Raw genomic sequence first — 14,311 nt, 5'->3', positions numbered from 1 at the left:
TTTGGGGTCGTTTCCCCATCAGTAACATCGCCTCCATTGTGAGGCGCTCAGGACGCCACGCTCTTGACCCTGCTGCGCCGGGGCCGCGAACTGAGTTCCGGGCCGTTGTCTATTCGCCGTTTCCCGGCATCACCCGTTCATCCAGTCTGCTATCAGGCGCCAAAAGTAGAGCATCCTGCTCAGCGATAGTGACTATCTTGCCTGGCCCGGAATAACCCCTCCCAGGGAACTTATCTGTTATGGATAGATTGCAACGTATCGCCTTACTGCTTGCTCGCATTGATGAAAAGCAGAGACCATTCCCGCGGGGCATTCACTTCTGTCATTGAGATAAGCTTTCATATAGGGATTCGGCACTTTTATTGGCAAAGGTATTTGTCTGGTACAATTTCGGTACTGGAGCATTCGAACCGATCCGCCAGCATATCCCGCAGCGAACAGATGCGCTGCGCAGGTAGCGTCGCCGGCGAGGATAACATTGCGCGACCTTGAAACTAGCCGGAAAGGTGACTAAATTCCAATGTGGTCACAAATTTCAATCAATGGCTATCACGCTAAGCTGAAAAAATGACTAAGAATATGAACGTCCCATCATCACGTGGTCCACTTGATCACAGCGTCCGAGAGCAAATTGTCGAAGCTGCTTTTGAGCATTTCGGCCACTACGGCTACGAAAAAACCACCGTGGCAGATCTTGCTAAATCTATAGGTTTTTCAAAGGCTTATATCTATAAATTTTTTGATTCTAAACAGGCTATCGGCGAGGTGATCTGCGCTAACCGTCTGTCGTTGATCATGGAGGCCGTGCATTCGGCAATAGCCGATGCGCCGTCAGCCAGCGAGAAACTCCGTCGTCTCTTCGGGGCGCTCACCGAAGCGGGGAGCGAGCTGTTTTTCCACGATCGTAAGCTTTACGACATTGCCGCCGTAGCCGCACGGGACCGGTGGCCTGCGACGGAAAAGTATACAGAACATCTGATGAAGCTGATTGAGGGCATTCTGCTTGAAGGCAGGAAGAACGGGGAGTTTGAAAGAAAAACGCCGCTGGATGAAGCCACGCACGCGGTATATCTGGTGATGTGTCCTTTCGTTAACCCCGTCCAGCTGCAGTTTAATCTCGAAGCGGCTCCCAAAGCAGCGGTACTGCTTTCTTCACTGATTTTAAGAAGCCTGGCCCCCTGATTTGTGACCATTGACTTTATTGGTCACTGGTCTGAGAATGCGGATACCATTCTGCTAATGCAATAAGGTTCCCATGCTCAGGCTTAATTCAGCCCGCCTTGCCGTTTGCCTCCTGCCGTTCATCCTGGGGGCCTGCGGCGACAATTCCGCTAATGACGATCCGCGCACGCGGCCGCCGCTCGTCAGAGCCGGGTCCGTTGAACTCGCGAACACCACTTCCCGGAGCTTTACCGGCGTGGTGGTAGCACGAACGCAAAGCGATCTTGGTTTCAGGGTGCAGGGTAAGATCCTCGAACGTTTTGTGGATACTGGCCAGAGCGTTAAACGTGGTCAGCCATTGATGCGACTGGACCCTGTTGACCTGAAGCTGCAGGCGCTGGCGCAGCAACAGGCCGTTGATGCCGCCAGGGCACGCGCAAGAAAAGCAATCAGTGATGAGGCGCGCTATCGTGGCCTCGTTGCCTCTGGCGCCGTATCCGCGTCAGAGTATGACCAGATTAAAGCGGCGGCCGATTCGGCTAAAGCGGAGCTCAGCGCCGCCCAGGCTCAGGCAAACGTGGCGCAAAACGCGACGGGCTATGCCGTGCTGCTGGCCGATTCCGACGGCGTGGTGATGGAGACCCTCGGCGAACCCGGTCAGGTCGTCAGCGCCGGACAGGCGGTGATCCGGTTGGCGAGAGCGGGGCAGCGCGAGGCGCTGGTGCAGCTACCGGAGACGTTGCGTCCCGCCATCGGCAGCGAAGCTCAGGCTACGCGCTATGGCAACGAAACAGAGCCTGTCGTTGCCAGACTGCGGCTGCTTTCGGATTCGGCCGATGCGACGACCCGCACATTCGAGGCGCGGTACGTGCTGGAAGGGCCGCTGGCGAACGCCCCGCTGGGGTCGACCGTGACGCTGCAAATCCAAAAAAATAGCGGGGAGCGCCCGGTGATGCAGGTTCCGCTGGCTGCTCTGTACGATGCGGGCAAAGGGCCCGGTATCTGGCGCATTTCCGCGCGGCCGACAAAGGTCGTCTGGCAGCCGGTGAAGGTGCTTAGCGTAGGTGCGGAAGCGGTGCAGGTGACTGGCGATCTGCGGCCGGGCGAGAAGATTGTGGCGCTAGGGGCGCATCTTCTGCATGAAGGCGAGTCTGTCCGACTTGCTGAACCACGCGATGCTGCCCATGCGGGGAGCAAACCATGAGCGCAAAACGCTTCAATCTGTCAGCGCTTGCGGTGCGCGAGCGCTCGATCACGCTGTTTTTGATTATTCTGATTACGATAGCCGGTATTTATTCGTTTTTTGGCCTTGGGCGAGCGGAAGATCCGCCCTTTACGGTCAAACAGATGACCATTATCAGCGTCTGGCCAGGGGCGACCGCGCAGGAAATTCAGGATCAGGTTGCCGAGCCGCTGGAAAAACGTCTGCAGGAGCTCAAATGGTATGACCGTACGGAAACCTATACCCGCCCCGGCATGGCATTTATCACGCTCTCATTGCAGGACAGCACGCCGCCATCTCAGGTGCAGGAAGAGTTCTATCAGGCGCGAAAAAAGCTTGGGGATGAGGCCAAAAATCTCCCCGCTGGCGTGACCGGGCCGATGATCAATGATGAATTCGCCGACGTGACTTTCGCGCTCTTTGCGCTGAAAGCGAAAGGGGAGCCGCAGCGCCTGTTGGTTCGTGATGCCGAAACATTACGCCAGCAGCTCCTGCACGTCCCTGGCGTGAAGAAAGTCAATATTATCGGCGAGCAGGCTGAACGGATTTATATCTCTTTCTCGCATGAGCGTCTGGCTACGATGGGACTCTCTCCGCAGGATATTTTCAATGCGCTTAACAGCCAGAACGCCTTAACCCCGGCGGGCTCCATCGAGACTCGCGGCGCGCAGATCTTTATTCGCCTCGATGGCGCTTTCGACGAATTGCAGAAGATCCGCGATACGCCATTTATCGCTCAGGGTAAAACGCTCAAGCTATCCGACGTGGCAACGGTGGAACGAGGTTATGAAGATCCTCCTACGCTGCAGATTCGTAACCAGTCTGAACCAGCGCTGCTGCTCGGTATTGTCATGCGCGAAGGCTGGAATGGTCTGGCGTTAGGTAAAGCGCTGGATGCCGAAGCGGCAAAAATCAATGCGGCTATGCCGCTGGGGCTGACCCTGACGAAAGTCACCGATCAGTCGGTGAATATCGGCGCGTCGGTCGACGAGTTCATGATCAAATTCTTCGCCGCCCTGCTGGTCGTTATGATGGTCTGTTTTGTCAGCATGGGGTGGCGCGTGGGCGTTGTGGTCGCGGCGGCGGTCCCCCTGACGCTGGCGATTGTTTTTGTGGTGATGGAAGCCTCCGGTATCAATTTTGACCGCGTCACCCTCGGCTCGCTTATTCTTGCTCTCGGCCTGCTGGTCGATGATGCCATTATCGCCATCGAAATGATGGTGGTGAAAATGGAGGAGGGCTACGACAGAATTAAAGCTTCGGCCTACGCCTGGAGCCATACCGCCGCGCCAATGCTGGCAGGAACGCTGGTGACAGCCATTGGCTTTATGCCAAATGGTTTTGCGCAGTCTACGGCCGGAGAATACACCAGCAATATGTTCTGGATTGTCGGCCTCGCCCTGATCGCCTCGTGGCTGGTTGCCGTTGTTTTCACGCCGTATCTGGGCGTGAAGATGCTGCCGGATATTGTAAAAGTGGAAGGCGGCCATGCCACGATCTATAACACGCCGCGCTATAACCGCTTCCGCCGTATGCTGGCCCGCGTTATCGCAAGCAAATGGGGAGTGGCCGGTTCCGTCGTCGCTATTTTCGTTCTGGCCGTTCTCGGAATGGGGCTGGTGAAAAAACAATTTTTCCCCACCTCTGACCGGCCGGAAGTTCTGGTCGAAGTGCAGATGCCCTATGGCACCTCGATTGGGCAGACCAGCGCAGCGGCGGCCAAAATAGAGGCGTGGTTGCAAAAACAGCCGGAAGCGAAAATTGTTACCGCCTACATCGGCCAGGGCTCACCGCGCTTTTATCTGGCGATGGCCCCCGAGCTACCCGACCCGTCGTTTGCCAAAATAGTGGTGTTGACGGACAGCCAGCAATCACGCGATGCGCTCAAACTTCGACTGCGCGAAGCCGTCGCCAGCGGACTGGCGCCAGAAGCGCGCGTTCGCGTAACGCAACTGGTGTTTGGCCCGTATTCACCTTTCCCGGTGGCATGGCGGGTGATGGGGCCAGATAGCGATAAATTGCGCGACATCGCCGATAAGGTTAAGGCTGTGCTGCAGGCAAGCCCGATGATGAGGACCGTCAATACCGACTGGGGGACAAAGGTACCAGCCTTACATTTCATCCTCGATCAGGACCGTCTGCAGGCAACCGGTTTAACGTCGAATGCCGTGGCCCAACAGCTCCAGTTCCTGTTATCGGGTATTCCCATTACCTCGGTACGGGAAGATATTCGCTCGGTGCAGGTAACGGGGCGCGCCGCCGGTGATATACGTCTGGATCCGGCGAAAATTGAGGGGCTTACCCTGGTGGGCAAGGCGGGACAGCGCATTCCTCTGGCGCAAATCGGCGAGGTGGAGGTGAGAATGGAAGACCCGCTACTGCGTCGTCGCGATCGAACGCCCACCATTACCGTGCGGGGGGACATTGCCGATAATCTTCAGCCGCCGGACGTTTCTGCCGCCCTCATGAAGCAGCTACAGCCGATTATTGATTCGCTCCCGCCCGGATACCGTATCGACATGGCGGGCTCGATTGAGGAATCGGGCAAAGCCACTCAGGCGATGGCGCCGTTGTTCCCCATCATGATCGCCCTGACGCTGCTGATCATCATTCTGCAGGTACGTTCAATGTCAGCCATGGTGATGGTGTTTCTTACCGCTCCGCTGGGGCTGATCGGCGTGGTTCCTGCGCTGCTGCTTTTCAATCAACCGTTTGGCATCAATGCTCTTGTCGGGTTGATCGCGCTTTCGGGGATCCTTATGCGTAATACGCTGATTCTTATCGGCCAAATCCATCATAACGAGAGGCAAGGCCTCGACCCGTACCATGCGGTGATAGAAGCTACGGTACAGCGGGCAAGACCCGTACTCCTGACGGCAATGGCCGCTGTGCTGGCGTTTATTCCCCTGACCCATTCGGTGTTCTGGGGGACCCTCGCTTATACGCTGATTGGCGGAACGTTAGGGGGCACCATCATGACGCTGGTCTTCTTGCCGGCGATGTATGCGATCTGGTTCCGGATCCGTCCTGAGGTTCCGTTCCATTCGGTACGACCACAGGTGTAAACGGTATTTCTTCGCATCGCGCGCGACCGACCAGGAGGGGAGGAGACCTCAGGCTCCCCCCTGAACGGGGAGGGGTATTTTTGTGATGCAAGTCATAAAATAACACCCGGTTATTGTGATGTTACTTGCATGCAATGGATTTGAATTTGAATCGACCCGCTCTATCTCTGCGGGTTTTTTTCTTCCCGCGAGTGCTGACCGGCGATCGACTGCACGTCAGACGGATTCAATGGCCGAAACCAGCACCGAATCCAACACATTCCAGCCAACGCGTTCTTGACCTTGCGCCAGGGATTCACTCATCCATCGCTGGGCTATAGGCCGCTGAGCGAGAACATCTGTCTGGCGCAGGCTATTTGCGCTTTTCCAGATGATGCCCGCCAGATAATGCTATCGCCACGAGTCTTGCGCCATGCCTGACGTCGTAAAACTCACGGGATCGGCGTTGTTGCTGTATTTCCCTGTCAGGATTGCCATGATTTATCTTCCGGGTCTATGCTGAATGAGCAGGCATCATGTGCCGTCCAGGCAGGTTAAACACTGATTAACAGGTGTTGTTATGGCCACTGATCCGGAACTGATTTATCTTGAGATCCTGGAAACTATCCTGATGGCCACGCTGGATCCCCAGCTGTGGAAACTCGCGCTGCAGAAGCTGTCGTTCCTGACAGGTCATCAGTACGCGGCATTACTTTTTTATGATAAAGGTAATGCGCATCTGATGACCGATTCCTTCCTCTTTGAAGAAAAGGTATTTACGGCCTACCGGGATGTATTTCTGGCCATTGACCCTGCTGAAAAAATACTGACGGGGCTGCCTGTCGGGCAGATGTACAGGGACAGGGAGTTTTTAGGCGATAAATTTATTGCTAACAGCATTTATTACAATGAATTTCATCACCCGAATGACCTGAATTATCTGACCAGTGTCAAGCTGTGTACCGTCAACGGTTATTCCACCTATTTATCGCTGATGACAGCCAACGATGCCGCCTATCCGCAGTCTGCACAATTTGACGTATTTCGGCGGCTCATCCCGGCGTTAATTACCGCCAGTCAGCTTCACGCCAGATTTGAGCAACTTCGTGACACGATTGAGTATCAAACTGCGATTATGGATAACGGTATTTACCCGGTCTGGCTGGTGGATCGTAGCGGGAAAATTCTTTACGCCAGTGCCCATGCCGAAAGTTACCAGCGTGCGAGCGTCCGGTTGGTCTGGTCTGCCGGCGCGGATACACTCAGTCTGGATACTGACAGCAAAAAACTGAAACATGCCATCGAACAGGCCACGCGAACCGGGGCGCCCCCCCGGGCGGGATTGTGCTACACCACCAGACGCCCTGCAAAACCGATCCTGGTGCTTCCGGCCTCCCGTATTCCCGGAGTCGCCTGCATTATCATCCCCGAGCCTTTCCTCAGCGGCAGCGCCTTAATGGAGGTGTTTGATGTTAAACCCGCCGAGAATGCGGTGGCAGAACTGCTGGTCAGGGGGATGACCCCGGATGAATGCGCCCTACATCTGGGCGTATCCATCACCACCATCAGAAGCCATCTCAGTGCGCTGTACCGGAAAACACATACCCGAAATCAGTCCGAATTGCTGCTCATTATCCGGGCCATTTACGGCTGATTTATTTCACGCACTCCTTCATATGAATGAGTGAGAGTTGCATTCCCGCCATTATACTCATGCTTATACGGCTGACCGGATTTTCACTACCGTCATTCATGCCGGCAGTATATCCGTGTCTGTTTACGGGATGCGGGAATGATGTTTTATCTTTATCTGACCGTCTTACTGTTTTTAGCGCGCCGGGTTGTGTTTGGTGTGTGGAATTTGATGAGAAATAACCTGAAACGTCTTTCGTTCATCATTCTGCCATCACTGCTATCGGCGTGTGGTTCTGAACAGGCGCGAAGCACATAACCCCGGAATGGCGAAAAGAGGCGAGATCGCATCCTGTGTAACGGATGTCATTATATGAATGACGCTATCTTCACATGTCAATAATAAATGAAAGTTATATTGATGAGGAGTGTATTTATGTTTTCTCGCAAAACATACTGGTCAGCACATGCAATATGCCTGCTCTTTTTTTCTGCTTCAGTCCTGGCCGGGGAACCATCAGCACAGGGGCAGTATCTGTGTGAGGAAAATTACAGATGTATTTTCTTACCTGTCATACTTTTTATTGTCATCTGCGGTACGCTGGTTTCTATTTTAGTTATCCGCCGCTCTCTTCCTGAAACGTGGTCTTTGGCGGATGCGCTTTCTGAAGATGTGGAGTTATCTGCCGTCACTGAAGTTAAGGAAACAAAAGATGGTATTGATACAGTGACCAAAACACCGCTTTATGACCCGGCAGGCAAACCTGTTCTGGAAACCGTAATGAAAGCCAGCTCGAGTCGACTCATTGCACTGACAGGAATGCTGGTCATTTTATTTATGTTTATTGGTTTTGGGTCCTTAATATTACTTGATTATGGCATGACTGGTAAAATATCAAGTCCTGAATCCGTTGGCGAGATTATTAAATTCCTGTCTGCCGGGATGACATTATTTGCACCATACCTGGTGAATAAGTTCTCTTCTTTGTTTCAGAGCCTGTCCTCAAATAAATAGAGACGAAATCGCGTCTCTGCAGTAATAAACCCATGAAGGAGAATATTATGGAGACGATCAACAAACGTATATTCATCACGACCCGCTATCCCGTCAGCGCGCAACATGGTCGCCCGCCCATCGCGTTTCTGCAACAACTGGTGGAGACTCTGGATGGGTTACCCGATGATGTTTTTGCTGAAAATGAGCTTCATGATATCTATGCCGTCATGAAAGGTGTGCTTGGGCCTTACACCAGCCTTAAACACCGAAAAGCAGTGATGTGTGAAGTGCTTCGCGTGCAGGCGGGGTTTGAATCGGACTGGCGCTGGGATGCTGGCGTCGATTCGGGAAATCATCGTTCCCGGACTCACATTGAAAGCGAAGAGACCGGAGCCTTCCAGGTATCATTTGACAGTATTGGCACCAGACAATCGGCACTGCTGGGTTTTGCGAAACAGCATGGCATAGACACGGCAGAAACGTTCATTACTAAAATGAAAACGGACCACGGCCTGGCCGTGGAATATTGTGCCCGATTATTGCGGATCAGCACCGCCTGGTGCGGTACGATAAAAGACCCGACTAAGGTTATCTCCCACGTGCGGCGCGATGCCGTAGAGGAATTTCAGACATTTCTCTCGCCCCGAATATCGTCCCAAACGCTCTCCGCGGCAGGTATCGGGCCGCTCAGCGACAAAGATAAAATGATTGAGGTGATAAATATTGCCAGAACGCCAGCCCGTTATGAAAAAGTACAGGAGATTGCCGCGAGTGAGCTCTTTAAGCTAACCCATGAGAGCTGGCCACATGACGGCTGTGCGTTAAATCTGGCTAATCTCTTGCAGGAAGGTGGCATTGCCGTTCCCGATATTACGCAAGCATTAGCTTTGGGCAACTATCTTCACGATGAAAGAAAATGGCAAAAAATTCCTGTTGGACAACAGCAACCTGGAGATGTTGGTTCTACCTGCGGCCCGACGGCCCACCATGGTTATGATCATATTTATCTGGTGCTGGAACGCCAGGACAGCGACAAAATGGTGATTGTCGATAATCAACAACCCCTACCTCATGAACGACTCGCCAGCGGAAAGGGTAAAACACCGACGAAATTCTTTTTGCGCCCGGTCTGAAGCAACCAACAAAGATCGGCCTGGTTAGCGCGTAGCGTCTCTCCCGCTGCGGCCGGGGAACCGTCAACGCGAGCTGAAGCACAAGTCGGCAACTGCGTTATTTCAGCAGTTGCCGCGCAGGACCCACGCGATATTTGGCGGCTGGCCCTCTACGCTCATTCGGCGCTAAGCCTCCAAAGCATCTGCTCTGCATTCCTCGCTGGCAGCGTGCAGGGCGCGCAATCCCGATCTATTATCGCGGCGGCGAGAGCGGTTATTTAGTTAGAAGCTTATTATAGACGTAGAAATCCGTGTCGCGTACGAAGCCATTTTTCTCATACAGCGCTTGTGCTCGCGTATTATCCGTTGCGGTACTGAGCATAATAAAAGCCGAGTCGGACTCTTTGGCTAACTGCCCGGCGCGGGCGATAAGCGCTTCAGCAACCCCCTGTTTACGGGACGAAGGATCAACAAACAAGTCATACAGTAACCAGATACGCTTCATTTCTAATGAGCAGAACAGCGGATACAGTTGCGTAAATCCCACGACTTTGTCGGCAATTTGAGCAAAGAAAATAGTCGATTCATTAAGCTGTAAGCGTTGCAGAATAAAATCACGCGCCTGCTCACGCTGGGTCCCGACATCATAAAATTCGCGATATGCAAGAAACAGCGGCAGGATTTTATCCACATCCTTGGGTTGCGCCTGATAAATATTCATCTTAAACCTCGTGGCAAAGACCCATTATTGTAGGCCGAATTATCCCACTGTAAATACCAACCTTGTGGGGGAACAAAATACTGACCATTTCACCCACAGCGCGCGGTGGGTGTGCGGAGGATTGAACGTGCCGTCAGCGGGCAGACCCGCTGCTATTGTGGCGCATATTCGCGCTCGCTGGCGTCCGGTGAGCTGATGGTGTAGGATTTTTGTTCGCGGCATAAATGCAATCTGGATCATATTTTTAATATTTTCCGCGAAAAACGATCGCATCTTAAGGTTGTTTTAATCTTTTATTTTATCTTGTTTTAAATAAAGCATTTTCAGATAAGAAAGCGATGCGGGGCAATATTTTTAACTGTTTTTATTTTATGGGAATTGTTTTCATTATCATTCCCATTTCTCTGTGTTTTAATCCTTTCCGGCCAGGCTATCGGCGGCCATTTATCCATTAATACTAAGGATTAGCACATGAATTTTCGCCTGTCGTCTTATTGCTCCGCCGCGCTCGTCGCTGCTTCTGTGTTTCTTGCTCCTCAGGTCCTGGCGGCCGAAAGCGGTGAAGGCATTGTTGTCTATAACGCGCAGCATGAAAATCTGGTCAAGTCGTGGGTGGATGGCTTTACCAAAGAAACCGGTATTAAAGTGACTCTGCGTAACGGCGGTGATAGCGAGCTGGGAAATCAGCTGGTGCAGGAAGGCGCGGCTTCGCCGGCTGACGTTTTCCTGACGGAAAACTCCCCGTCAATGGTCCTGGTCGACAATGCAAAATTATTCGCGCCGCTGAACGCCGACACCTTAAGTCAGGTGGCGCCGGAATTTCGCCCTGAGCACGGCCGCTGGATCGGCATCGCGGCGCGTAGCACCGTTTTTGTCTATAACCCGGAAAAAATCAGCGAAGCTCAGCTGCCGCATTCTCTGATGGATCTGGCGAAACCGGAATGGAAAGGGCGCTGGGCCGCATCGCCATCGGGTGCTGATTTCCAGGCCATTGTCAGCGCGATGCTGGCACTGAAGGGCGAGCAAGCGACGCTGGACTGGCTCAAAGCGATGAAAACCAACTTCGTGGCCTATAAAGGCAACAGCACCGTGATGAAGGCCGTCAATGCCGGGCAAATTGATGGCGGGGTGATTTACCACTACTATCGCTTTGTCGATCAGGCCAAAACCGGTGAAAACAGCAAAAACACCAAACTGTATTATTTCAAACATCAGGATCCGGGTGCTTTCGTGAGTATCTCCGGCGGCGGCGTGCTGGCCTCCAGCAAACATAAAGAGCAGGCGCAGGCCTTCATCAAGTGGATCACCGGTAAGCAGGGTCAGGATGAGCTGAGAACCAATAATGCCTTTGAATATGCCGTAGGTGTCGATGCCGCCTCTAACCCGAAACTGACGCCGCTGAAAGAACTGGATGCGCCGAAAGTAGAGCCTTCTTCGCTGAACAGCAAAAAAGTTATCGAACTGATGACGCAAGCTGGCCTGCTGTGATCCCTCCGGTGAAGTGAATACCTTATGTCTGGTCTGAGTATTACACTCGGAAAAAAAGTACGACGCCTGCCTGAGCGCAGGCGTCCTGCATTTCCGATGGTTGCATTAGCGGTACTGTTTTCATTATTAGCACTCCTCCCGCCGGGTTTTGTCGTTGCCGTGGGGATTGATACCGGATGGGAGACCATTAAGGCGCTGGTGTTCCGTCCGCGCGTCGGGGAGTTGCTCAGCAATACGCTGTGGCTCAGCGCCCTGACCGTCCCGGCGTGCATTGCGCTCGGCGTGACGGTCGCGTGGCTGACTGAACGCACGACCCTGGCAGGGCGGCAGGTCTGGTCGGCGCTGGCGGTTGCCCCGCTGGCGATTCCGGCGTTTGTTCAGAGCTATGCCTGGGTCAGCGCGGTGCCATCGATGCACGGCCTCTCCTCCGGGGTGTTCCTCTCGGTGCTTGCCTATTATCCCTTCATCTATATGCCGGTCGCGGCGGTGCTTCGCCGCCTGGATCCGACGCTGGAAGACGTTGCCGCCTCGCTGGGCACGCCGCCGTGGAAGGTTTTTTTCCGTGTGGTGTTACCGCAGCTGAAGCTGGCCATTTGCGGCGGCGCGCTGCTGGTGGCGCTGCACCTGCTGGCGGAATACGGCCTGTATGCGATGATCCGTTTCGATACCTTTACGACCGCGATCTATGACCAGTTCCAGTCCACGTTCAGCGGTCCGGCGGCCAATATGCTGGCCGGCGTGCTGGCGCTGTGCTGCCTGGCGTTCCTGCTGCTGGAGAGCGCCACCCGGGGGAAAGCGCGCTATGCCCGTATTGGCGCCGGGGCCGCGCGGGAGCAGAAACGCAAACGCATGAATGTGATGGCGACTCTCGCCGCACAGTCGCTGCTGGGTGCGCTGGTGCTGCTGGCGCTAGGGGTACCGCTGCTGGTGCTGTGTCGCTGGCTGTGGTTGGGGGGCCTCGAGAACTGGATGAACGCCGACCTGTGGCACTCTCTTCGCCAGACGCTGGTGCTGGGGGCCAGCGGTGCGCTGCTGACGACCGCCTGCGGTATCCCCATCGCCTGGCTGGGGATTCGCTACCCGCATCGTCTGTTTCGCCTGCTTGAAGGGTGCAATTACATGACCAGTTCGCTGCCGGGTATTGTGACCGCGCTGGCGCTGGTTACGGTGACCATCCACTATGCCCGGCCCATCTATCAGACTGAAGTGACGCTGTTTCTGGCCTACCTGCTGATGTTTATGCCTCGTGCGCTGATCAATCTTCGCGCGGGAATCGCCCAGGCGCCGGTGGAGCTGGAAAACGTCGCGCGGAGTCTGGGAAGAAGCCCGGGGCGGGCGCTGTGGAGCATCACGCTGCGTCTCGCCGCGCCGGGCGCGACGGCCGGGGCCGCTCTGGTCTTTCTCGGCGTCAGCAACGAACTGACCGCGACGCTGCTGCTTTCACCGCTGGGAACCCGTACGCTGGCCACCGGCTTTTGGGCACTAACCAGCGAGATAGATTATGTCGCTGCGGCGCCCTACGCGATGCTGATGATCGCGATTTCTCTACCGTTGACCGGTGTGCTCTATCACCAGTCGAAAAAAATTGCAGGTCTGTAAATGCTGGAATTAACCTCGATCTCAAAATCTTTTGCCGATGTTCAGGTGCTGGATAACCTTTTTCTGTCGGTGGCCCCCGGCAGCCGCACGGCCATCGTCGGGCCGTCCGGCTCCGGAAAAACAACGCTGCTGCGTATTCTCGCCGGGTTTGAAACGCCGGATGCCGGGCGCATCGTGATGCAGGGCAGAACGCTGTTTGATGAGGGGATTTTTATTCCCGCCCATCAGCGCGGCATCGGTTTCGTCCCGCAGGAGGGAGCCTTGTTCCCGCACCTTAACGTCGCCGACAATATTGCCTGGGGCTTAGATTGCTCCCGGCAGGAGAAGCGCCGTCGGGTCGCGGCATTGATGGAGATGGTGTCGCTGGATGGGCAGCTGGCCACGCACTGGCCGCATGAAATATCCGGCGGCCAGCAGCAGCGCGTGGCCCTCGCCCGGGCGCTGGCGCAGCGGCCATCGCTGATGCTGCTGGATGAACCTTTTTCCGCCCTCGATACCGGGCTTCGTGCCACCACGCGAAAGGCGACGGCAGACCTGCTTGCCCAGGCCGGCGTCGCCGCGATTCTGGTGACCCACGATCAGAATGAAGCGCTGTCGTTTGCCAGCCAGGTTGCGGTGATGCGTCAGGGGCGCTTTACCCAGGTGGGCACCCCGTTTGAGGTCTATTCGCGGCCCGCCGATGAAGCCACGGCGCTGTTTCTGGGCGATGCGCTGGTGCTTCCTGCCGAGCTTCAAGGCGGACGGGCGCAGTGCGCGATTGGCGCGCTGCTGACCGATAATGACGATGTCACCGGGCAGGGGCGGGTTATGCTGCGTCCGGAACAGCTGATGATCACGCCTTGCCAGAATGAGGAGAGTGCCGCCACCATCCTCGACGTGGATTTTTCCGGCCATTTGTCGACTTTAACGCTGGCGATCGCGCAGCAGACGCTGACCCTGAAAACCGTCAGCCGGGCGGACTGGGTGCCGGGCCGCCGGGTACATATTGAGGTCAGCGGTAAAGGGCGGGTGTTTATTCCTTAATAAATGAAAATCGCGCCAGGGTATTTCTGGCGTCATTTATTCTACCGGCGACCGTGACGTGGATGAATAATATCGACACGCACGGTCTGGCGGCTAAAAATGCTGATTGCGGATCCCTGTCGGCTAATCGCGCCGCATTTTCGCGCCCGTCATGCCGGCGTACAGGCTAGCGTTAGCCCTTGAGTTAACTGAATGAATCGATTAATGTGAGTCGTCGTTCACCCATCCTTTGCACGTTCCGTGGGGCCTCTGAACAACTAAAAATACGAATAAGATAACACTCACTTCCTCTTTGCTATCGGTGAAGCGTAA

Annotated in this window: 10 protein-coding genes and 1 pseudogene; 10 read left to right on the top strand and 1 reads right to left on the bottom strand. The window is 54.8% G+C overall.

All coding sequences use genetic code 11. The features are described from left to right. The first annotated feature begins 567 nt into the window (after nt 1-567). From OQV00_RS17175 to OQV00_RS17140, 7 genes and pseudogenes are all read left to right on the top strand, one after another. Nucleotides 568-1,182 (top strand): TetR/AcrR family transcriptional regulator, encoded by a 615-nt coding sequence (locus OQV00_RS17175; protein ID WP_015584705.1) that lies wholly within the window; start codon nt 568-570, stop codon nt 1,180-1,182. Nucleotides 1,183-1,255: 73 nt separating this feature from the next. Then, nucleotides 1,256-2,365, top strand: a complete 1,110-nt coding sequence (locus tag OQV00_RS17170; protein WP_015584704.1) for an efflux RND transporter periplasmic adaptor subunit — start codon at nt 1,256-1,258, stop codon at nt 2,363-2,365. Continuing rightward, complete coding sequence (locus OQV00_RS17165) at nt 2,362-5,448, top strand: efflux RND transporter permease subunit (protein WP_266279084.1); 3,087 nt, start codon at nt 2,362-2,364, stop codon at nt 5,446-5,448. The genes OQV00_RS17170 and OQV00_RS17165 overlap by 4 nt, the downstream gene beginning before the upstream one ends. A 559-nt stretch (nt 5,449-6,007) precedes the next feature. Further along, nucleotides 6,008-6,121, top strand: a pseudogene (locus OQV00_RS17160) (helix-turn-helix transcriptional regulator); the annotation flags it as partial. After that, complete coding sequence (locus OQV00_RS27170) at nt 6,095-7,081, top strand: helix-turn-helix transcriptional regulator (RefSeq protein ID WP_404655980.1); 987 nt, start codon at nt 6,095-6,097, stop codon at nt 7,079-7,081. The pseudogene OQV00_RS17160 and the gene OQV00_RS27170, both read left to right, overlap by 27 nt. A 414-nt stretch (nt 7,082-7,495) precedes the next feature. Further along, complete coding sequence (locus OQV00_RS17145; protein WP_004860277.1) at nt 7,496-8,074, top strand: hypothetical protein; 579 nt, start codon at nt 7,496-7,498, stop codon at nt 8,072-8,074. A 47-nt stretch (nt 8,075-8,121) separates the two neighbouring features. Continuing rightward, nucleotides 8,122-9,189 carry a hypothetical protein gene (locus OQV00_RS17140; protein ID WP_015584701.1) on the top strand — a complete coding sequence of 356 codons (1,068 nt, stop codon included), beginning with the start codon at nt 8,122-8,124 and terminating at the stop codon, nt 9,187-9,189. Between the two features lie 253 nt (nt 9,190-9,442). On the opposite strand, the gene OQV00_RS17135 is transcribed toward OQV00_RS17140, so the two are convergent. Beyond that, nucleotides 9,443-9,889 (bottom strand): GNAT family N-acetyltransferase, encoded by a 447-nt coding sequence (locus OQV00_RS17135; protein ID WP_004860280.1) that lies wholly within the window; start codon nt 9,887-9,889, stop codon nt 9,443-9,445. A gap of 471 nt (nt 9,890-10,360) precedes the next feature. Between OQV00_RS17135 and OQV00_RS17130 the strand changes: the two genes are divergently transcribed. From OQV00_RS17130 to OQV00_RS17120, 3 genes are read left to right on the top strand one after another with little or no spacing between them, the layout of a single operon-like run. Next, on the top strand, nt 10,361-11,377 hold the full coding sequence (locus tag OQV00_RS17130) for an iron ABC transporter substrate-binding protein (RefSeq protein ID WP_004860282.1): 1,017 nt from the start codon (nt 10,361-10,363) through the stop codon (nt 11,375-11,377). 24 nt (nt 11,378-11,401) lie between these two features. Beyond that, nucleotides 11,402-12,976, top strand: a complete 1,575-nt coding sequence (locus OQV00_RS17125; RefSeq protein ID WP_032717647.1) for an ABC transporter permease — start codon at nt 11,402-11,404, stop codon at nt 12,974-12,976. Further along, on the top strand, nt 12,977-13,999 hold the full coding sequence (locus OQV00_RS17120; protein ID WP_004860286.1) for an ABC transporter ATP-binding protein: 1,023 nt from the start codon (nt 12,977-12,979) through the stop codon (nt 13,997-13,999). The last annotated feature ends 312 nt before the right edge of the window (nt 14,000-14,311 follow it).

This window comes from Klebsiella sp. DY2415 (assembly GCF_026314315.1).
In the GTDB taxonomy this organism is placed as follows: Bacteria; Pseudomonadota; Gammaproteobacteria; order Enterobacterales; family Enterobacteriaceae; genus Klebsiella; species Klebsiella ornithinolytica.
This window is presented reverse-complemented; position numbering and strand designations above follow the sequence as displayed.